The sequence below is a fragment of the Burkholderia pulmonis genome, from assembly GCF_984667975.1.
Map to the genome: position 1 here is coordinate 1,116,872 of NZ_OZ480187.1, position 21,859 is coordinate 1,138,730.

Sequence of the window (21,859 nt, forward strand, 5' to 3'; positions counted from 1 at the left end):
GTCGGCACACCGGCGCGATCCTTTCGACATGCCCTGAGCGTTGCCGATGCGGCACGCAAGGGGGCAGGAGCAAAACGCGTGACCGTACTCGACCCTTCCTTCGAACCCTCGCTGCACGTCTTCGAGCAAGACGGCGGATGGCAATGGGCGCTGACGGTGAAGCGGGCGACCGGCGTCGGCGTGAAAGTCGTGGCGTTCAGCCGGGACGGCTTTCGCGGCGAAGCCGAGGCATACGCCGCCGGGCAGCTTGCCCGCGCCGACTATGACGCCGCCGTGATGGCCTGACGCCGTCGCGGCGATCCCGCCCGAGGATCGTCTTTCCCTCAGCCGTCCGTTGCCGGACGGTGCTTTCCCGATCGTTTGCCGTTTTCGTTGTTCCGCCCGCCGCGACGCGCGCCCTGCGCGACGCCTCGGCGGTGCGCCGGCACGCCCGTCCACCGGCGCGTGCCGCGCCAAATGGTCCGTACCATTCGACACGTGCGTGCCATACGTCGCGCTTAACGTCCTCGCACGGCGTCCGTCGCGCCGGCGCCGCGGCCTGCGCCGCGGTTCGAACGCCGGACGCCGACCCATCGACAAGAATGATGCAGGTCATGTGCGACGACAGAACCGACTACTACCGCCATGCGCGCGGCGGATCGCGCACGGCGCGGGCGCCGGAACGGGGATTCACGCTGATCGAGGTGCTGATCGCGCTGGCGATCGTGGCCGTGGCGCTGGGTGCCGTGATGCGCGCGATCGGCGCGCTCGCATCGGACACCGACATGGCGCGCATGCGCCTGCTCGCCTTATGGAGCGCCGACAACACGCTCGGCGAGATCCGCATCGCGTCGACCTGGCCGTCCGTCGGCACGAACACGTTTGCGTGCCCGCAGGGCCGCTACCGCTTCGTGTGCCGCCAGTCGGTGGCCGCGCTGCCGAGCCCGCTCGTGCGGCGCGTGACGGTGAGCGTCTATCCGTCCGCGTCGAGCCGCAACGTGCTCGCCGAAGTCGTCACGGTGATCCAGAATGAAGCGCGCCGCTGAACCGCGCGCGGCGGCGCGCGAGCGCGGCTTCACGCTGATCGAGATGCTGGTCGCGATCGCGCTGCTCGCGGTGATCGCGCTGCTGTCGTGGCGCGGCCTCGACGCGACGATCCGCGGTCGCGACGATATCGCGTCGAATCTGGCGCAAACGCGGCTGCTCGGCCGCTACTTCTCCCAGTTGCAGTTCGACCTGACGAACCTCGTCACGCCCGACGAAGTGTTCGGGCCGCCGCTGCGCATCCGGCCGAACGAACTCGTGATGGTGCGCCATCTCGGGGTGGGCGGCGGACCGACGCAGATGCAGGTCGTGCGCTACCAGTTGAAGGGGCGCGAGCTCGTGCGCAGCGCGTCGCAGCCGCTCGCGTCGCTGGCCGACGTGGAGGGCGCGCTGCAACACATGGATGCGTTCGCGCGCGTGGTGGTCAGCAATGATGCGCGGACGATGCGGCTTTCCGTGTGGATTCCGCCGGACGGATGGACGACGAGCCAGACCGTCGTCGAACAGGCCTATGCGCAGTTTCTCGCGCAGCACGGCATCAGCAACTCTACGTCGATCGGGGTACCGGTGCCGCGCGGTGTCCGCTTCGCGGTCACGATGGGGGCGCCGGCGGTCGAGTACGTGCGGACGATCCCGATCGGACAGTGAGCGCACGATGCCGTCCGGCCCACGCGGCCACGCGGGGGAAAGCCGTTCCGTCCCCCGGGCAAAATGGTCCGTAACTTTCGTCATACGTCTGTTATTGGCCGTCCGTTAGTCTCGTCACGAGCATGACCGCCGCGACCGGTTCCATCGACCGGGTCAGCGGCGGCATCGGCAAACGGGAAGGGGGCGAACGTGACGGTCGAGCACCGGCATGATGCACACGCGGGCGCGTCGGGACACGACGCGCCCGGACAATGGCAATCGGCGGCGATCCTGAGCCGCGCACAGAACCGGCACAGCGCCGGACAGTTCGACGACGCGGCACGTGACTATCTCGCGGTGCTCGCGAAGGCGCCCGATCATCCGCAGGCGCTGCATCTGTACGGCGTGCTGCGATTCCAGTGCGGCGCGGCCGATCATGCCGAAGCGCTGCTGCGCCAGTCGATCGCGATCGCGCCGGACGTGCGTGCGCTGTCGGATCTCGGGGCGATCGTCGGCGAGCGCGGCCGTGGCGACGAGGCGCTCGGCCATTTCGCGACCGCGCTGCAAACGGCGCCCGACGACGTGCAGACGCTCGTGCGCCGCGGCAATACGCTGATCGGCCTGCGCCGCTACGACGATGCGCTCGCGTCGTTCGACCGCGCGCTGGCGGTGTCGCCGCTCGTGCTCGACGCGTGGTGCAACCGCGGCGGGGCGCTGCGCGCGCTCGGCCGTCTCGACGACGCGCTCGACACCTACGACCGTGCGCTGATGGTCGATCCGCACTCGTTCGAATCGTGGTTCAACCGCGGCCTCGTGCTGCGCGCGATGCGGCGTGCGGCCGATGCGCTGCACTGTTTCGATCGTGCGCATGCGATCCGGCCGGGCGTCGCCGCGCTCATGGCCGAGCGCGGCCGCACGCTCGCCGAACTCGACCGCCTCAACGAAGCGCTTGCCGCGTTCAACGAGGCGATTGCAGCCGACCCCGCGCGACTCGACGCGCTTTGCGACAGTGCGGCCGTGCTGGAGCGGCTCGACCGCGCGGACGAGGCGCTTGCGCGTTGCGAACGCGTGCTGGCGCGCGATCCGGATCACGTCCGTGCACTGGCGGGCCGCGGCAACGCGTTGCGGCAGCTTGGCCATTACGACGACGCGCTCGACAGCTACGAGCGGGCGCTGGCGCGCGATCCGCATTCGGCCGACACGCTGTGCAATCGCGGCACGGTGCTGCGCGACCTGCAGCGCTTCGATGCGGCGCTCGCCAGCTACGATGCCGCGCTCGCGCTCGACGCGGATTTCGCCGACGCGTGGACGAACCGCGGCAACGTACTGCACGACCTGCACCGCCATGACGACGCGCTCGCGTCGCTCGATCGCGCGCTGGCGCTGCGCGCCGACGTGGCGACGCACTGGCTGGCGCGCGGCAACCTGCTGGCCGACCTGGGGCAGGTTGCTGACGCGCTCGCGGCGTATGACCGGGCGATCGCGCTGCAACCCGATTTCGCCGGTGCGCATTGCGCGCGCGCATCGCTGCTGCTGATGGAAGGCGACTTCGCGCGCGGCTGGACCGAGTACGAATGGCGGTTGCGCGATCCGCAGGTCGCACGGCAGGCGCGGGCGTTCGCCCAACCTGTGTGGCGCGGCGATGAACCGCTCGACGGCAAGACGATCCTGATTCATGCGGAACCGGGTGTCAACGACACGCTGCAGTTCTGCCGCTACGTGCCGCTCGTCGCGGCACGCGGCGCACGCGTGGTGCTCGAAGTGCCGGCGTCGCTGCGCACGCTGATGGCGTCGCTCGGCGGTGCGCCCCGCGTGATCGCGCGCGGCGAGCCGCTGCCCGCATTCGATTGCCACGTGCCGCTGCCGAGCCTGCCGCATGCGTTTCGTATCGGCGAAGACACCATTCCGACCGCTGCGTACCTCCATGCAGACCCGCAGCGCGCACGCCAGTGGGACACGCTGCTCGGCGCACGGCGCAGGCTGCGTGTCGGGCTCGCGTGGGCGGGCGAGTCGGCACGCCGGCACGACACCGGCCGGTCGATCGATTTCGCGCGGCTCGCGCCGCTGTTCGATCTCGACGTCGACTGGATCAGCCTGCAGACATCCATGAACGAACGCGACGCAGCGCTGCTGGCCGACGCGCCGGTATGCCGCGTCGACGACGAACTCGGCGACTTCGCGGATCTGGCCGCGCTGATCGGCGGGCTGGATCTCGTGATCACGGCCGATTCCGCGGTCGCGCATCTGGCCGGTGCGCTGGGCGCGCGCGTCTGGGTGCTGCTGCCCGACCCGCCGGCCTGGCGCTGGATGCGGGCACGCGGCGACAGCCCGTGGTATCCGTCCGCGCGGCTGTTTCGCCAGTCCGCGCCAGGCAACTGGACGGATGCGATCGACGCGGTGCGTGCCGCGCTCGAATCGATGACACGTTAGACACGACACGCAATACGAACAGCGATCAGTGGGGGCCACACGATGACACCGAACGGGGAAGGGACGACCTTGGCGAGCGCGCCGGTCGCGCCGGAGCGCCGTCTACCCGATACCGCGCAGCTCGACCGGCTGCTCGTGCGTGCGCGCAAGGCGCATCACGAGGGCGCGCTGCAGCATGCGGAGAATGCCTACGCCGAACTGCTGGCGCTCGATCCCGAGCATCCGGAGGCGCTGCACCTGCTCGGCGCGGTGCGCTTCCAGCAGGGCCGGCTCGACGATGCGGAGCCGCTGATGCGGCGCTCGGTGGAGCGCCAGCCGGTGCCGCTGGCGCTCGCGAACTACTCGGCGGTGCTGGCCGGGCTCGGGCGCGAGCACGATGCGCTCGCGCGGCTCGACGAGGCGCTCGCGATCAATCCCGTGCATCAGCGCGTGCTGTTCCAGCGGGCCGGGCTGCTCGCGCAGCTCGCGCGCTACGACGAGGCGCGCGCGGTCTACGATCGGCTGCTCGAACTGACGCCCGGTTTCGCCGACGGCCATGTGAAGCGCAGCGACATGCTGCGCGCGCTCGGCCGCTTCGACGATGCGCTTGCCGACTGCGACCGCGCGATCGCGCTCGCGGGCCGCACGTTCGACGCGATGCGCGGGCGCGGGCTCGCGCTGCGCGAACTCGGGCGCTTTCGCGACGCGGCGGACAGCTACGGTCACGCGCTCGCGCTGCGGCCGGGCAGTGCCGAAGCGCTGTTCCTGCGTGGCGTCGCGTATCTCGATCTGCACGACCCCGACCACGCGCTGGCCGATTTCAACGCGGCGATCGCGGCGAGCCCCACGTTCGTCGACGCGATCTTCAACAGCTCGATCGCGCTCGAGCAGCTCGGCCGGCACGACGAGGCGCTGGTGCGCTGCGACCGTGCGATCGCGATCGATCCGCGCCATGCGCGCGCACTTGCCAATCGCGGCAATGCGGCGAGCTACCTCGGCCGTTATGCGGACGCGGTCGACAGCTATGCACGCGCGCTCGACGTGGAGCCGCGCAGCACGGGCGTGCTGTGCAACTACGCGAGCGCGCTGATGCGGGTTGACCGTCACGACGATGCACACGACGTGTGCGATCGCGCGCTGGCGATCGATCCGCACTATGCGCCCGCGTCGTTCACACGGGCACGCGTCCGGCTCGAAACGCATCGCTACGGCGACGCGCTCGACGATTTCACGCGCGTGATCAACGCGACGCCCGGCGACAAGCTCGCGCACTTCCATCGCGGCAACGCGTTGCGCGCATTGCGGCGGCATGAGGACGCGCTGCGCGCGTACGCGGACGCGATCGACATCGATCCCGACTTTGCGCACGCGCACTGCATGCGTTCGTTCCTGTGCCTGTCGACCGGCGATTTCGAGGCCGGCTGGGCCGAGTACGAATGGCGCTGGCGCGACAGCCAGCTCGACGGCAGCCGGCGCGACTTCGCGCAGCCGCGCTGGACGCACGGAATGCCGCTCGACGGGCAGACGATCCTGCTGTATCCGGAGCAGGGGCTCGGCGACACGCTGCAGTTCTGCCGCTACGTGCCGCTCGTGAAGGCGCTCGGCGCACGCGTCGTGGTCGAGGCGCCGGTCGAGCTGAAGGCGCTGTTCGCGACGCTTGACGGCGTCGACGTGCTCGTCGCGCGCGGCGATCCGCTGCCGCCGTTCGACCTGCACTGCCCGCTGCTGAGCCTGCCGCTCGAATTCCGCACCGGTCTGGCGTCGATTCCTGCGGATACGCCGTACCTGCGGGCCGATGCTGAGCGCGTCGCACATTGGCGCGCGCGTCTGGGGGCGACCGACCGGCCGCGCATCGGCCTCGTGTGGGCCGGCAACCCGCTGCACCTGAACGACCGCAATCGATCGGTCACGCTCGCCGACCTGGCGCCGCTGCTCGATGACCGCTACGAATGGATCAGCCTGCAGAAGGTGATCCGCGACGAGGATCGGGCGGCGCTCGACGCGAGCGCGATCCGCTTCGTCGGCGACGAGCTGACGGACTTCGCGGAAACGGCCGCGCTGGTCGATGCGGTGGATGTGGTGATCAGCGTCGATACGTCGGTCGCGCACCTCGCCGGCGCGCTCGGCCGGCCGCTCGCGGTGATGCTGCCGCATACGCCGGATTTCCGCTGGCTGCTCGATCGCGACGACAGCCCGTGGTATCCGGGCGCGCGACTGTTCCGCCAGCCGGAGGGTGGCCAGTGGGCGCCGGTCGTCGAGCGGATTCGCGACGCGCTGCCGACGCTGGTGGCGGGAGCGACGCGATGAGCACGGCGCGGGCACCGGCGTTCGGCGCGGGTGCCGCGCCGCTGCGGGCCGCCATCGACGATGCGCTGCGCCATGCGCGCGCGCGGCTCGAACAGCGCGATTTCGCCGGAGCGGGAAAGCTCTACGACGGTGTGCTGGCGATGATGCCGGACCACGTCGAGGCGCTGCACCTGCTCGGGTTCGTGCATCTTCAGCTCGGGGAACCCGCGCGCGCGGAGCCGCTGATCGCGCGATCGATGCAATTCGGGCTGAATCAGCCGTGGAATTTCGTGAATCATGCTGCGGCGCTGACCGGTGCGGGTCGACATCGCGAGGCGCTCAACGCCGCTGCGCAGGCACTCGCGCGCGATCCCGGCCATGCGCCGGCGCACACGGCGCGCGGCGACGCCCTGCATGCGCTCGGCCGGCACGGCGAAGCCGTGGGCGCGTACGATCTTGCGCTGACGCGTGAGCCGGGGCGCGCGATGTCGTGGGTGCGGCGAGGGGAGGCATTGCGCGCGCTTGGCCGGCCTGCCGACGCGCTGATCAGTATCGAGCGCGCATTGCGGATCGATCCGGACGATCCGGCGGCGCTCGCCGAACGCGGCCATGCGCTGCGCGCGCTCGGTCGAGGCGACGAGGCGCTGCATTGCTTTCAGCTCGCGATGGTGGTGCGCGGCAAGGCCCCCGATCTCGTCTACGCATGCGGTTACACGCTGATCGAACTGGGACGGCCGGCCGAAGCGCTCGCGTGTCTCGACGAAGCGCTGGCGCGGTTGCCGGACGACAGGCAGTTGCTGTTCGTCAGTTGCGTCGCGCTCGACCTGCTGCATTTGCACGACGAGTTGCTCAAGCGTAGCGATCGACTGCTGGCACGCGACCGCGACAACGTCGGCGCGTGGATCGGCCGCGGCAATGCATTGCTCGGGCTGCGACGGCACGAGGAAGCCGCGTATGCATACGGCGAAGCCCTTTCGCGCGTGCCGGCGGATTTCGACGCGCTGCGCAATCGGGCGGGCGCGTTGCGTGCACTGGGCGCGTGCGACGAAGCGCTCGCGCATTACGACCGTGCGCTCGACGCACGCGGCCCGCATGCGGAAGTGCTGTGCAATCGCGCAATCGCGCTGCAACTGCTCGGCCGCTACGACGATGCGCTGGCGAGCTATGCCGCCGCGGCCGGCACGCCGGGACGGACCGCGCAGGAGATCTACACGCGCGCGGTCGCACGCCAGCAGATCGGCGACTACGACGCTGCGCTCGCCGATTTCGCGCTGGCCACGGTGCGCGATCCGAATCACGGCATCGCACGCCGGTCCGAAGCATTCTGCCGCCTGGTGATGGGCGACTTCGACGCCGGCTGGCGGCAGCACGAGGCGCGCTGGGAGGCCGCCGACGTGATGCTGCACCGGCGCCATGCCGATCGCCCGCAATGGACCGGCGACGAACCGCTCGCGGGCCGCACGCTGCTGCTGCACGCGGAGCAGGGCTTCGGCGACACGCTGCAGTTCTGCCGCTATGCGAGCCTGGCGCACGATCGCGGTGCGACCGTGCTGCTCGACGCGCCGGCCGCGCTGGCCGGCCTGCTTGGCACCTTGCGCGGCGTGAGCGGTGTCGTCGCCGACGGCCAGCCGGCGCCGGCGTTCGATCTTCATTGCCCGATGATGAGCCTGCCGTTCGCGTTCCGGACGACGCTCGATACGGTGCCGGCCGACATGCCGTACCTGCATGCCGATCCGCTGCGGCGTGCCGCGTGGGCCGGCCGGCTCGATGCGGCTGCGCCGTCCCGACGGCTACGGGTAGGGCTGGCCTGGTCGGGCAACCCGAATCATGCCAACGATGAAAACCGCTCGATGGCGTTCGCCGCGCTCGCGCCGCTCGTCGCGCTCGACGCGACGTTCGTGAGCCTGCAGGTGGGCGTACGAGCACGCGATGCCGACGCAGTCGCGGCGAGCGGCGTGCTGTCGTTCGAGGCGGCGCTGACGGATTTCGCGGAAACGGCTGCGCTCGTCGACGCGCTGGACCTCGTGATCGCCGTCGATACGTCGGTCGTGCATCTGGCCGGCGCGCTCGGGCGCCCGGTGTGGGTGCTGCTGCCGCGCGTGCCGGACTGGCGCTGGTTGCTCGAGCGCGACGACAGCCCGTGGTATCCGGCCGCGACGTTGTTCCGGCAGGGGCGGCCCGGCGACTGGCCGGCGCTGGTCGAGCGCGTGGCGGACGCACTCGCGGCCCGTATCCGCGCGCATGGCGACACCGCGTGACCGGCCGACTGTGACAAAAGCTACGGACCTTTCATGTGCGGCCGGAATGGTCCGTAGCACCCGCCACGCCGCTGCCATCGCGGCTTCGTATGTTCTTGTGATTCAGCGCCCGGGTTCGGTCCCGGGCGCAACGACCAGACGTGGCAACGGATCGACGCCGCTTTCGGCGCGATCGTCGTCCAGCGCAATTTCATAGGATTCGGGGTGAAGAATGGCAGCACGCGCACGCACGGCACGACAACCTGACGCGACGGGTTCGCGCTCGATCCTGAAATCGGAACTGCGGCCGCTGGTGCAGGCCGTGGCGCTGATGCTGCTGGCGGGAGCGTCCGCGCACGTGCAGGCGGCGGGGATCATGAACCTCGGCGCGGCGACGCCGCGCGCATCGGGCGGCGGGGCAGGCGGCGCCGGCGCGCCGGACATGCCGAATCTCGGCGTGTCGCCGCAGCAGGCGCTGCAGGCGAGCCAGCCGTCGATCCGCAACCTCGGCTACGCCGCGCATGCGATTGCCGCACAGATCGCCGCGCAGCAGAGCGCGGCGGCGGCGGCGGCGAAGCTGCCGTCGACCGTGCCGAACGGGCTCGCGCCGGGCGGGCTGCAGGTGGCGGCCGGCGCGACGGCCGATACGAACAATCCCGTGCTGTGGTTCAACGCGAACGCGCCGACGCAGAACGTCGACGCGAACGGGCACGTGAACGTCGACGTCAAGCAGACCGGGCAGAACGCGGTGCTGACGTGGGAGACGATGAACGTCGGCCGGCAGACGACGCTGAATTTCGATCAGTCGGGCGGCACGCAGACCAACGGCGCGAACAACTGGGCCGTGCTGAACCGGATCAACGACCCGAGCGGGCGGCCGAGCCAGATTCTCGGCAACATCACCGCCCAGGGCGCCGTGTATGTGATCAACCGGAACGGGGTGCTGTTCGGTGCGGGGTCGCAGGTCAACGTGCATTCGCTCGTCGCGTCGTCGCTGAACCTGCTCGACATGAAGAACCAGCTGGTGCCGACGCCCGCGGGCATCGTCGCGAGCAACCAGCAGTTCCTGAGCCTGCCGGCGGGGACGACGGGCGGGCTGGCTTATCCGCAGTCGGGGAGTTCGAGCGGGGTGGCGGGGGCGGGGGGTACGCCGAACGAGGTACTGGGGCTGGGGAATCAGGTGCTGCAGACTGGCGCGTACCAGCCGCCGGGCGATGTGACCATCGAGCAAGGGGCGTCGATCACGACGCACACCAACGGCACGGCGAGCGACGGCGGCTTCGTGCTGGTCGCCGCACCGAATGTGACGAATGCGGGCAGTATCTCGGCGACGTCGGGGCAGGTCGTGCTCGCGGCGGGCGTGGGGGTGAGCCTGCGGCCGAACGCAGGTAATCCGCAAGTCCTGCTGCCGGAGTTGAGCGGGCAGATCGTGACGACGGACCTGCAAACCGGGGCCACGATCGACGCGACGCCGGCCGGCACGCTGACGAATACGGGCATCGTGCAAGCGGCGCGCGGCAACGTGAACCTGCTCGGCAGCCGGGTCGCGCAGAACGGTGTGGTCGGCGTGACGACGAGCGTGAACACGCCGGGCACGATCACGATCTCGACCGCGGACGAGTATGCGTCGAACAACCCGCTGGGCAATCCCTATACCGGTTCGACGCCGGTCACGGGCGGCGCCGGCGGGGCCGACACCGTCAATCGTGCCGGGTTACTGAGCTTCGGGCCGGGATCGGTGACGACCGTGCTGCCCGACAACAATGGCCAGACTGCGACGTCGACGCCGGGCACGACGTTTACGCCGGGCGGCATCGCGATGACGGCCGGCTCCGTGTGGTTCCAGGGCGGCTCGCTGATCGAGGCGCCGGGCTCGAACGTGTCGGTGACGGCCTATGCGCCGTCGGTCGTGACGAACAAGGTGCCGGGCCAGACGGCGGTGCCGGGTCGGATCTACGTGGACGACGGCGCGACGATCGACGTGTCGGGGCTGGCGAACGTGCAGGCGCCGATCTCGCAGACGCTTTTGACGATCGACCGGATCGGCCAGAACGAACTGGCCGATTCGCCGCTGCTGCGCAACAGCTTCCTGTTCGGGCTGAAGGGTATCGTCGTCGACAGCACGCTGTCGGGCACGCGCAGCGACGGCGTGCAGTGGGTCGGCAGCCCGATCCTGAACCTGTCGGGCTACGTGAACCTGATTCCGCGTACGGTCGATCAGCTGCTGACCAACGGCGGCACGATCACGCTGTCCGGCAACGAGGTGATGAGCGCGACCGGTTCGTCGATGAACCTGAACGGCGGGTACGTGCATTACAACGGCGGGATGGTCAACACGACGCGGCTCGTCGACGCCAACGGTGCGATCGTGCCGATCGGGCAGGCGAGCCCGTACGACCGCTATGTCGGCATCGCCGGGCAGTTCGTCGAGAGCCATCCGCGCTGGGGCGTGACGAAGTCCTGGTTCAACCCGCTGCAGACGGGCGGTACCTACCAGTCCGACTATATCGTCGGCGGCAACGCCGGCACGCTTGACCTGTTCGCATCGCAGGCGCTGGTGCTCGACGGCGACATCAGCGCGCAGGCATTCGGCGGCGCGAAGCAGATGCAGGGCAACAGCCTGCCGTCCGGCGGCACGTTCAACCTGGGGGCCGATCCGAAACTGGCCGGCAATGCGCTGGCGGGGATGACGTGGAACATTGTCGCCAATCCGACAGTCACGATCAACGGCACTTCCGGCGTTGTGATCCTGCAGGACAAGGCGCCGCCGCTCGGCGCGCTGATGCCGGGTTTCTCGATCGACACGCCGATCGGCAAGACCGCATCCCAGTCGCTGGCGGCCAACGATCCGAACAACCTGCTTGCGACGCAGGTCGTGCCCGTGGCGACGCTGAACAACGGCGGCTTCGCAAACCTGAACGTGACCGAGGACAAGGACGCAGGCAAGGGCATCATGGTTGCGCTGGGCACGCAACTGAACCTGCAGCCGGGCGGATCGATCTCGCTCAGCAGCACGGCGCTCGGTGCAGGCGTGAATGTCGCGGGGCGGCTGTCCGCACCGTCCGGATCGATCTCGGTCAAGAGCGGCGGCAATGTCGTCGTCGGGCCGCAGGGCGTGATCAGTGCGGCCGGCCAGTGGGTGAACAACGACGTACAGGTCGCGTCTGGCACGACACCCGGCAACAGCCAGTTCATCAACGGCGGGAGCATTTCGCTGTCGGCGACGCAGCAGGGGGCGCTCGTCGTCAACGGCAGCAACGTGGACACGACGGGTTCGATTCTGTTGCAACCGGGAAGTGTGCTAGACGTTTCGAGCGGCGGCGAAATGCTTGCGAACGGCCAGTTGCTGATGCAGAACGGTGTGCCGGCCGGGCGCGGAGGCAACGTCACGTTGCAGACATACGCGGCCTCGCTGGCGACACAGCAGTTCGGGCATACGCGTGACAGCGGTTCGCCTCTGCCCGCGACACAACCGACGGCGGGCACGATCGCGATGGGCGGCACGATCCTGAGCGAAGGTTTCTCGGGGGGCGGCACGATGACGCTCGGGGCGCTCGGCTTCCGGATCGGTGGCGACCGGGCGGCGTCATCGCCATGGGACGTGTATCTGCCAGAAAACTTCTTCTCGCAACAAGGATTCGGCAAGTACGTGCTGAACGCGTACTACGATGCGACCGTCGCACCCGGCGCGACGGTCGCGCTGACGCAATTGAACCGCATTCCGGACGCGCTGGCGCTCCAGCAGACGAGCTCGGGCGCGAATCTGTCGGCTGGCGGCTTGACGACGACCGGTCAACTCGACACGTATCACCGGCAACCGACGAATCTCGTATTGACGGGTGGCAACTACGTGGTGTGGCAGAGCACGCCGGACAGCCCGCCGCCGTCGTATCCAGGCGTGACCGGTGCGGTCACGTTGTCGTCTGGTGCATCGATCAACGCGGATGCCGGAGCGAACGTCGTTCTTGCATCGCCCAAGCAAGTCACGGTGCTGGGTTCGGTCGTCGCGCCGGGTGGGGCGATCATGCTGAGTGCCGATACGGGAACCGCGAACGTCCAGCCAGGGCAATTCAACGTATTCACGCCGAGCAACAGCCGTTCGGTCTGGCTCGGTTCCGGTGCGACGCTCGACGTATCGGGCATCGCGCTTGCCAATCCGCTTGCGGCGCCTGTCAAGATCGGTGGAACGACCGTCGTGCCGAACACCGGCAAGGTTCTGCCGGGCGGGGCGGTGACGCTGTCGAGCGATGCAGGCTATGTGGTGACGCAAGCCGGATCGAAGATCGACGTGTCGGGCACGTCGGCGAACTTCGATCGCTTGCAGGCGAACGGTACCTATGCGTCGCAGCCCGTGTGGAGCGATGCCGGGTCGATCACGCTGGCGCCCGGGTACGGCCTGTTCGCGGACGGGACGTTGTCGGGCCATGGCGGCGCGTCGCAGGCCCGTGGCGGCACGCTGACGATCCTGCCGCGCGCAAACAACAGCGCACCCGGCGCGACGGCGCTCGTCGTGCAGCAGAGCGGGATGCTCTTGCCCGCGGGGCTTGCCCCGGGCAAGGATTTTTCGCCGCCGGTCGACCCGGCCACCGGGTTGCCGACCGGGCAGCCGACCGGCGTGATCCAGTTTGCCGTTGACCGTCTGAACGATTCGGGGATCGCGAATCTCGTGTTGGGCGATGGCACACCATCCCCGTTCACGGTGCCGCCGATCGCGTTTGCCGGCAACGTGAACCTGACGCTGCCCGAATCCGTGACACTGAATACCGGCCGGATCGCGGCGATCGGGATGGACCAGTTGTCGACGCTGTTGTCGACACCTGCGAAGCCGGTGGGCGGCAGTTCGGCGCTCGCAGACCTGCTCGCGCAGCCGCCGGCCCTTTCGTTGGGTACGACGGTGACGATCGGCGCCCCCTATGTCGCACTGGTCGGCCCGATGGCGCCCTCGGCCACACCCGCCTTCACGCCGGTCGCCACGCGTTCCGATGCGACGCTGAGCGTGAATGCGTCGTTCGTCGACTTGCGCAACCAGTTCCAGCTCAACAACTTCGGTCAGGCGAATTTCACCAGCAGCGGCGATATTCGTCTGAGCTCTTCGAATCCGTCGGGCACTGTGCTGTCGCCGGGCATGCTGTACACGCCCGGCAACGTGACGTTCAACGCGGCGAGCGTGTACCCGGCCACCGGCAGCACGTTTGTCGTCGATGCGGTGGGACCCGTCGATCCGGTGACGGGCAAGCGCATGCCGACCACCGTCACGTTCGGCACGACCGGTGCGTCCGGCACGCCATTGTCGGCGGGCGGCACGCTGCTCGTCGATGCAACGAACATCGTGCAGGGCGGCACCGTGCGCGCACCGTCGGGCACGCTCGTGTTCGGCGTCGGCGATCCGACGAACAGCGCGACGCAGAAACAATTCGGCAACCTCCCGCTCGTCGCAACCGATTCGGTGACGTTCGCGAACGGCAGCGTGACGTCGGTTTCGAACGGCGGGGCGATCATTCCCTACGGCGCGACGATCGACGGCGTCGAATGGCAGTTCAATCCGCTTGCCGGCACGACGACAATCGACCTGAATGCGCCACCCGCGAAGTACATCGGCGTGAACGGCACCAGCGTCGCGCTCAACAAGGGCGCGACGATCGACCTGTCCGGCGGCGGCGACCTGCAGGCGGCCGAATGGGTGCCGGGCACGGGCGGTACCCGTGACGTGCTGTCGCAATACAACGTGAGCTACGCGAGCGGCAAGGGCGCGACCGCGGTGCCCGTCAATGCGGGCGCGGGGAACGTCTATGCAATCGTGCCGGGCAAACAATCGCCGATTGCCGCATACGATCCGCTGTTCGCGCAGACCCTGCAGCCGGACGTCGCGAGCAACGGGACGCCGACGACCAGGACCGCGACGCTCGGCGTCGGCCAGGCCGGGTTGAACGACGCGATCGGCAAGGCCGTGTATCTGTCCGGCGTGCCGGGCCTCGCGCCCGGTTACTACACGCTGCTGCCGGGCAAGTACGCGACGCTGCCGGGTGCGTACCGCGTGACCGTATCGGCGACGAGCGGCAACGTCGTGCCGGGTGCATCGCAGGTGCTGCCGGACGGCACCGTCATGACGGCCGGCTACTTTGCGGATGCGGTGACGGGCGGCCGCAGCGCGACGCCGACGCTCTTCAACGTACAGTCGGGCGCGACGTGGCAGCAATACTCGCAGTACACCCTGAAGGGGGCGAATGCCTTCTTTACCGCACAGGCCGCGAAGCAGGGCAATGTCACGCCGCCGCTGCCGGTGGACGGCGGCCAGCTCGTGCTGGCCGCGACGAAGGCGCTGGCGCTCGGCGCGACGCTGAACGCGGCGGCGGGGGTGGGCGGTGCGCCGGCCGAGGTCGACGTCGCGTCGCGGGACATCCAGATCACCGGCAACGGCAGCGCGGCGTTGCCCGGCTATCTGCAGATCGGTGGCGATGCGCTCGATTCGCTGAACGCCGGCAGCCTGCTGATCGGCGGCACGCGCGCGGCGACCACGAAGGGCGTGACGATCACGCCGATCGCGAACAGCATCGTGGTGTCGAACGACGGGAATTCGTCACTGAAGGGCCCTGAAATCCTGCTCGTGACGAAGACCGACGCGAGCGGCACGGATCCGAACGCGGCGAACGGCTTGCGTGTCGATGCGGGTGCGTCGATCGCGGCGGCGGGCGACTACCCGGCGGCGAAGGACCAGCCGATCACGATCGCCGGCGACGGCGCGCTGCTGCGCGTATCGAACGGCGCGATGGCGCCGCTCACGCGCACGGGCGGCACCGGCAAGGGGCTGCTGACGGTCGGTGCCGGCGGGACGCTGTCGGGCGGCCAGGCGCTGATGCTCGATTCGTCGGGCAACCTGAAGGTCGACCCGAGCGCGGTGCTGTCGGCAAAAGCGATCACGGTGGACGGTTCGGCGATCACGTTCACGAATGCGAGCGGCGCAGCCGCGGCGAACCTGCCGGGCTTCGTGATCGACCAGGCCGGCCTGGTGCAGCTCGCCAACGCGGATCTCGTGTCGCTGCGCAGCTATGGCGCGATGGGCTTCGTCGGCGACGTGAATGCGACGTTCGGCAAGAGCGTCGACCTGAGCGCGGGCACGTTCACGAGCGACGGCGGCCGTGTGACGCTGAACGGGCAGCAGATCGCGTTCACGAACGAGACGGGCGCACCGAACGGCGCGGTCGCGCCGGGCAGCGGCACGCTGACGGTCAACGCGAAGGAGATCGACTTCGGGACGGGCGCCAAGACGCTCGGCGGGTTCTCATCGGTGAACATGACGGCGAGCGGCGGCATCGTCGGGCAAGGCACGGGAACGTTCGATTTCGGTGCGTTGCCGGTGACGCTCAACGCGCCCGTGTATCTGGCCGATACGAGCTCCGCGTCGACCGTGAAGACGACCGGCGCGCTGACGCTGAATGGCGCAGCGGGCACCGCGTTGTCGAAGACGCCGGTTGGCGGCGCATGGCATTTCATCGGTGCCACGCTCGCCGACAACGGTGCGACGATCGCCGCGCCGGCCGGCAACGTGAGTCTCGAGGCGACGACCGGCAACCTGACGATCGGTAGCGGGTCGACGGTCAGTTCGGCCGGTGTGTCGAAGCAGTTCTTCGACGTGACGCAGTACGCGCCGGCCGGTTCGATCATCCTGACCGCCGATGCGGGGATCGTCGACGTGCAGCCGGGTGCGACGCTCGATTTCTCCGGCGCGAAAGGTGGCGGCGCGGCGGGCAGCCTGACGCTGTCGGCGCCGAAGCAGGTCGCGAACCTGAACGGCACGATCAAGGGTGGGGCGACGAACGGCTATGCGGGCGGCTCGCTGTCGCTCGACACGGCCGGCGCGGCCGATCTCGATGCGCTGGCGAAGACACTCGCATCGAGCGGCGTGAACCAGTCGATCGCCGTTCATACCAAGTCGGGCAACCTGACGCTGTCGGCCGGCAACGCGCTGACCGCGCGCTCGGTATCGCTGACGGCCGATGGCGGCATGGGCAATGCACTGGATACGGCAAACGGCAACGTGAACGTGCTGGGGACGATCGACGCATCGGGCAAGGCGGGCGGGCAGATCAGCCTGTACGGGCGCAGCGGCGTCGATGTCGAGGGCACGCTGCTCGCGCGCGGCTCCGATCCGACACAGCGCGGCGGCAAGGTGAACATCGGCACGAGCGCGGTGTTCGATCCGACCGTCGCGAATCCGTACAACGCGACTTACGGCTACGAAAACATCGACCCGTCGCGTTCGGGGCTGATCCGTGTCGGCGCGAACGCGCTGATCGACGTCTCGGGCGGGGCGGCCGGCGGGCTGTCGGGCGGCACCGTGAATTTCCGCGCGCCGTTGCTCGTGGACGGCAGCGTCGACGTCCAGTTGCCGAACGCGTTCAACAGCGGCAAGGGCATCGTCGGGTCGCGCGCGACGACGCTGGAAGCGTATGCGACGTGGAACACGACCGACGCGACGTCGGGCGCGCAGCACTTCGACGGCATCGTCGATCCGGCCGGCTGGTACGACAGCAAAGGGCATTTGCTGGGCGGTACGTTCACCGCGCCAGGCACCAATCCGCCGACCTTCACGTTCGCGCCGAACGCGAACGGCGACGGCGGCGGCACGCTGACGAACAATGCGACCGGCGCACAGGCGACGCTGACCGGCAGCGACGCGGATATCGCGTCGCTGTATAACGGCGTGTCGTCGATCGGCTTCCCCGGAGCGAGCGGCACGTACTTCGTCCCGACGACCGCGAACGCCGACCACCAGAATTTCTACGGCGGACAGATCGTCAAGGCGAGCGACGGCACGCTGTCGATGACGCCCGGCACGCTGATGGGATTCGTTCAGAGCGGGCTCGGCGCCAATGGGCCGACGCTGCAGGGGTCAACCGCGGGCATCGCGAATTTCCGCGTGGCGCCGGGGATCGAGTTCGACAATCCGAGCACGGCGATCAACGGCGGCAATATCTCAATCCTGTCGAACTGGAATCTCGGCGCGGGGCTGCCGAACAACAGCGGGACGATCGATCCTTCGTATCGCTATAACAAGACGATCGCGCCGATGCTGACGTTCCGGGCAACGAACGATTTCGATGCGAAAGCGAGTATCAGCGATGGCTTTTTCCAGAACCAGGTCGCGACGATTCTGGGAGCGGCGGGGAGCGGTTCCGCAACGGGAACGTATGCGGCGGCCCTGACGTTGTACAAGAGCCTCGTGTCGCTCGACGATCCGGCGTCGATCACGGTGCAGTACACCGACGGGACAAGCCAGTCGCTGACTTCTATCGGAACCGATTCGACGAACCCGCTGTACGATCCGAATTACGCGTTGACCGCGCCGCTTCAGAAGCAGGCGGCTCAGTACTATTCGGACTATCTGCAGTACGGCAGTTCTTGGGGCACGTACTACGGATACTGGGCAAGCGGGAATTATGCATTCCACATCCTGCCTTATGCTCCGTTGCACGCACCCGCTCCCGTTGTTTCGGACTATTCATCCTTTGCGGACTATGCCGCCGCATACGATTACTGGTTGAACAGCGGATATAGCACTGGGTCGGTAACGGGGGTCGTCAAGAAAGGCAAGCTGATCATTCCGAAATTCGGAACACCCCCTGCGCCGATCTTTTCGTCCAACCCGGCGGACTACGAGCGATACGTGTCGAGCTACAACAATTACCTGGGCAATCTGGCCACAACGGCTTCGCAGAATACGCCATTGCAACTCCCGCCGATCGGCGCGTACAACTTCTTTTATGCGCCAACGGCGCCGCTGTCGATTCCGGTGGCAGGCATCAATATCGGCGCATTGCCCGGCAATACGCCGGCGAACGTTGCGATGGCCGACAACCCGTTGCCGGTCAGTTTTGCCGCGCTGCTGGGCGGACAAAGTTCGTCGTATCGCATCGTCGGCGGCGCCGACCTCGCCAGCGCCAATCCGCTCGCCGTGCAGCCTGTTACGGCATTCAGTGCCGGCAGTGCATCCACCGGCAACGTGACGTTGAACCAGCACACCGCTTACGTCGATTCGAACGGGTTGACGTTGCTGCAGCCGACCACGATCCGCACCGGTACGGGATCGATCGACCTGGCGGCAGGCCATGATTTCACGCTGGCGGATACGACCGCACCGGGCGTGGTGTATACGGCGGGGGCCCCGGCGCAGGGTTCGCCGGCGCTGGGGCTCGCTTCGGCAGTGATGAACGGTGGGTCGGGGCTGCAGGACATCCTGGTCACGCCGACCGTGAATCCGGATTCGGCCGGCGATATTTCGATTCGCGTGCAGGGTGATATCAACGGCGTCCAGAATGTAACCGACACGACGGGTGCGGTGACGGGCGGGGCAGGTAACAACATCAGCCAGTACTGGTGGCAGTGGATGCAGATCAAGCCGGGGAAGACCTTCGTCAACAGTAGCGTCATCGCGCCGCTGACCCGGTCGTCGATCGATTTCGGCGCCTTCGGCCAAGGCGTGATGAGCGTCGGCGGCAACGTGTCGATCAGTGCCGGCGGCAATATCTCTGATTTGGCCGTATCGCTGCCGACTACGTGGTATCTGGACGGGAACAACAAACCTGTCACCGTCGGTGGCGGAAATCTGACGGTGCGGGCCGGTGGCGATATTCTGAGCGGCGACTACTTCGTCGCAAAGGGAGTGGGGACGATATCGGCTGGTGGAAGCATCGGGTCGGATATCGCCGTGGTATCTCCTCGGATTAGCGTGATAGCGCCGATCGCCGTATCGACGGTGCTGGCGACGCAGGATGGCGTGTTCGATGTCACGGCGCGTCAAGGTGCTGACATCGGCGCAGTGCTGAATCCGTCCTATGCGAGCGAGTTCTCGCCACCAGGCGGACAATCCACACACTCGGTCAGACTGTCCAACTATTCGCAGTATGCTGACAGCCAGGGTTATTCGCCGACCTCTGCGGTGAATGTGCTGTCCACGACCGGAGATGTCGGGTTCGGTGCGCTTGGCGGCTTGTTGACAGGGGCAAACGGCGTACTGCCAGCGAGTGTCAATCTGACGGCATTTGACGGCGGGATCAATGTCCAATCCGGCGGTGTGCTTTATCCGTCGGCCGTCGGTCAGTTGAATCTGGTCGCGGATCGATCGGTGAATCTCTCCAGCATCTCGTCGTTACTGATAGGCACTAAATTGCCCAATACGTTCGGTATGTCCGATGCCGACCCTTCGCAGATGCCTTCGTCAACGAATCCGCTTGCCGTCATCCCGGCGTTGACGGATTCGACGCTTGCCGGACATGCGCTGAATGCACTTCATGGCGGCGATATGCAGCCCGCGCGTATTTACAGCCTGAATGGCAGCATCGTCAACGGTACGGTGGAAAATCCCAATCTCAGTGACGGCTTCTATCGGAGCCTCGTCACGCTATCGATCGACAAACCGGCGCTTTTGCAGGCCGGACAGGACATCGTCAACCTCGCGTTCTGGGGGCAAAACCTCCGCAGTTCCGACGTGACGCGAGTCGTGGCCGGCAGAGATATCTACGACACGCCGATTCCCCAAAACGGGGGGGGCGCGATTCCGGTGTTGGCGATCGGCGGGCCGGGTTGGTTCGATGTGCAGGCGGGACGCAACATCGGCCCGCTGACAAGTCAGGCCGAGTTGTATAACCAGAAAGCCGATACAGGCGGAATCGCCCATGTTTTCACCGGCATCGATGCGGTAGGTAACGCGAACAATCCGAACCTGCCACACGAGAGCGCGAACGTCAACGTGTTGTTCGGCGTGGGCCCCGGCGTTGATTTGCCGGGGTTTGTCTCGACCTATATCGCGCCGGGTAGTTCGGTTGCCGGCGTACCGAGCGCGACACCTGCGTTGATTGCGTTCATGGAGGAGTACGACGCGGGACTTGGCGTCGATACGGGATTGCAGGTGGACAAGGACAAGGCATTGGCCAAGGTCGGCCAGTTGACCGCTGACGAAGCGTGGAAGCAATTCCAGGCGTTACCTTCATATGTGCAGCAACTTTTCGCCGAGAAGGTGTTGTTCAGCGTGCTCGCACAAGTGGGTGCGGACTACAACGATGCGTCGAGCCCATATCACGGGCAGTACGCGAGAGGCTATCAGGCGATCAACACGCTGTTCCCGGCTTCGTACGGCTATACGGCGAACAATCTCGGTGGTGGATCGAACGGGGCGAACAAGGCCGCCAGCACGGGCGACCTCGACATCCGCAGTACGACGATCCAGACGCAGCAGGGCGGCGGCGTGACGATCCTCGGGCCGGGCGGGCAGGCGCTCGTGGGCAGCACGACGGCGCCGCCGCAGATCGTCGACGGCAGCGGGAAGGTGGTCGCAGGCCCGGGTACGATGGGGATCCTGACGCTCGAGAAAGGCAATGTCGACATCTTCACTGACCAGAGCGTACTGCTCGCACAGAGCCGGATCTTTACCGAGCAGGGCGGCGACATGACGATCTGGAGCTCGAACGGCGACATCAACGCGGGCAAGGGCGCGAAGACGTCGGCCGACACGCCGGCGCCGCAATATGTTTGCGATGCGAACCATTACTGTACGGTCGATGCGCGCGGGCAGGTGACGGGTGCAGGGATCGCGACGCTGCAAAGCATCCCGGGCGGGCCGAAGGGAACGGTCAACCTGATCGCTCCGCGCGGTACCGTCGATGCCGGTGATGCGGGGATTCGCGCGGGTAACCTGAACGTTGCTGCCTTGCGCGTCGTGAACGCCGACAACATCCAGGTAACGGGCAAGGCGACTGGCATTCCGCTCGTGCAAGCGGTAAACACGGGCGCGCTGACGGCCGCGAGTTCGGCGGCGTCGGCGGCCAGCCAGGTCGCGCAGGATATTGCGAAGAACAATGCATCGGGTGCCGCGCCGCGCCGCTGGACGATCAGCGTGCAGGTCGAGGGCTTCGGCGACAACGGCCCCGATGGTGGATCGAAGCGGCGGAGGTCCGAGCAGGTCGGCTACGATTCGTCGAATTCGGTTTCGCTGCTGGGATTCGGTGCGGCGGGGCCTACTCAGCGGACGTTGCTCAGCAAGGACGAACTCGGGAAGCTGAACAGGTTCTGAGGATTATCGACTCGATAGTGCCGCATGGAAGTCCCCCGCTTCGTGTGTCGGAAGCGGGGGATTTTTGCTTTTGGTGTGTCGATTGGATGAGGCCCAGTACATCTTCGAGCGTTGCCTTTGATTGTCATATGGCCAGCGAGATCGAGGCCGGGAAAATCGGATTTCGAGTGCAGTTGTGATGCGAGGCAACGGTCGACGTGGGGAAGAAGGC

At 67.6% G+C, this 21,859-nt stretch carries 7 protein-coding genes; all 7 read left to right on the forward strand.

From position 1 onward, the window contains the following. Nucleotides 1–78: 78 nt before the first annotated feature. The 7 genes from AC5LXK_RS21810 to AC5LXK_RS21840 all read left to right on the forward strand — a co-directional run bounded on the left by AC5LXK_RS21810 (nucleotide 79) and on the right by AC5LXK_RS21840 (nucleotide 21,648). Nucleotides 79–285, forward strand: a complete 207-nt coding sequence (locus tag AC5LXK_RS21810) for a hypothetical protein (protein ID WP_493393539.1) — start codon at nucleotides 79–81, stop codon at nucleotides 283–285. A gap of 308 nt (nucleotides 286–593) precedes the next feature. Beyond that, nucleotides 594–1,025, forward strand: coding sequence for a type II secretion system minor pseudopilin GspI (gspI, locus tag AC5LXK_RS21815; protein ID WP_493393540.1), 432 nt, complete (start codon nucleotides 594–596; stop codon nucleotides 1,023–1,025). Beyond that, complete coding sequence (locus AC5LXK_RS21820; RefSeq protein ID WP_493393541.1) at nucleotides 1,009–1,671, forward strand: PulJ/GspJ family protein; 663 nt, start codon at nucleotides 1,009–1,011, stop codon at nucleotides 1,669–1,671. The genes gspI and AC5LXK_RS21820 overlap by 17 nt, the downstream gene beginning before the upstream one ends. Nucleotides 1,672–1,860: 189 nt before the next feature. Further along, on the forward strand, nucleotides 1,861–4,080 hold the full coding sequence (locus AC5LXK_RS21825) for a tetratricopeptide repeat protein (protein ID WP_493393543.1): 2,220 nt from the start codon (nucleotides 1,861–1,863) through the stop codon (nucleotides 4,078–4,080). Nucleotides 4,081–4,122: 42 nt separating this feature from the next. Then, nucleotides 4,123–6,366, forward strand: a complete 2,244-nt coding sequence (locus AC5LXK_RS21830; protein ID WP_493393544.1) for a tetratricopeptide repeat protein — start codon at nucleotides 4,123–4,125, stop codon at nucleotides 6,364–6,366. After that, a complete protein-coding gene (locus tag AC5LXK_RS21835) occupies nucleotides 6,363–8,603 on the forward strand; it encodes a tetratricopeptide repeat protein (RefSeq protein ID WP_493393546.1) in 2,241 nt (746 codons plus the stop codon). Before AC5LXK_RS21830 ends, AC5LXK_RS21835 begins: the two co-directional genes overlap by 4 nt. A gap of 310 nt (nucleotides 8,604–8,913) precedes the next feature. After that, nucleotides 8,914–21,648 (forward strand): filamentous hemagglutinin family protein, encoded by a 12,735-nt coding sequence (locus AC5LXK_RS21840; RefSeq protein WP_493394031.1) that lies wholly within the window; start codon nucleotides 8,914–8,916, stop codon nucleotides 21,646–21,648. The last annotated feature ends 211 nt before the right edge of the window (nucleotides 21,649–21,859 follow it).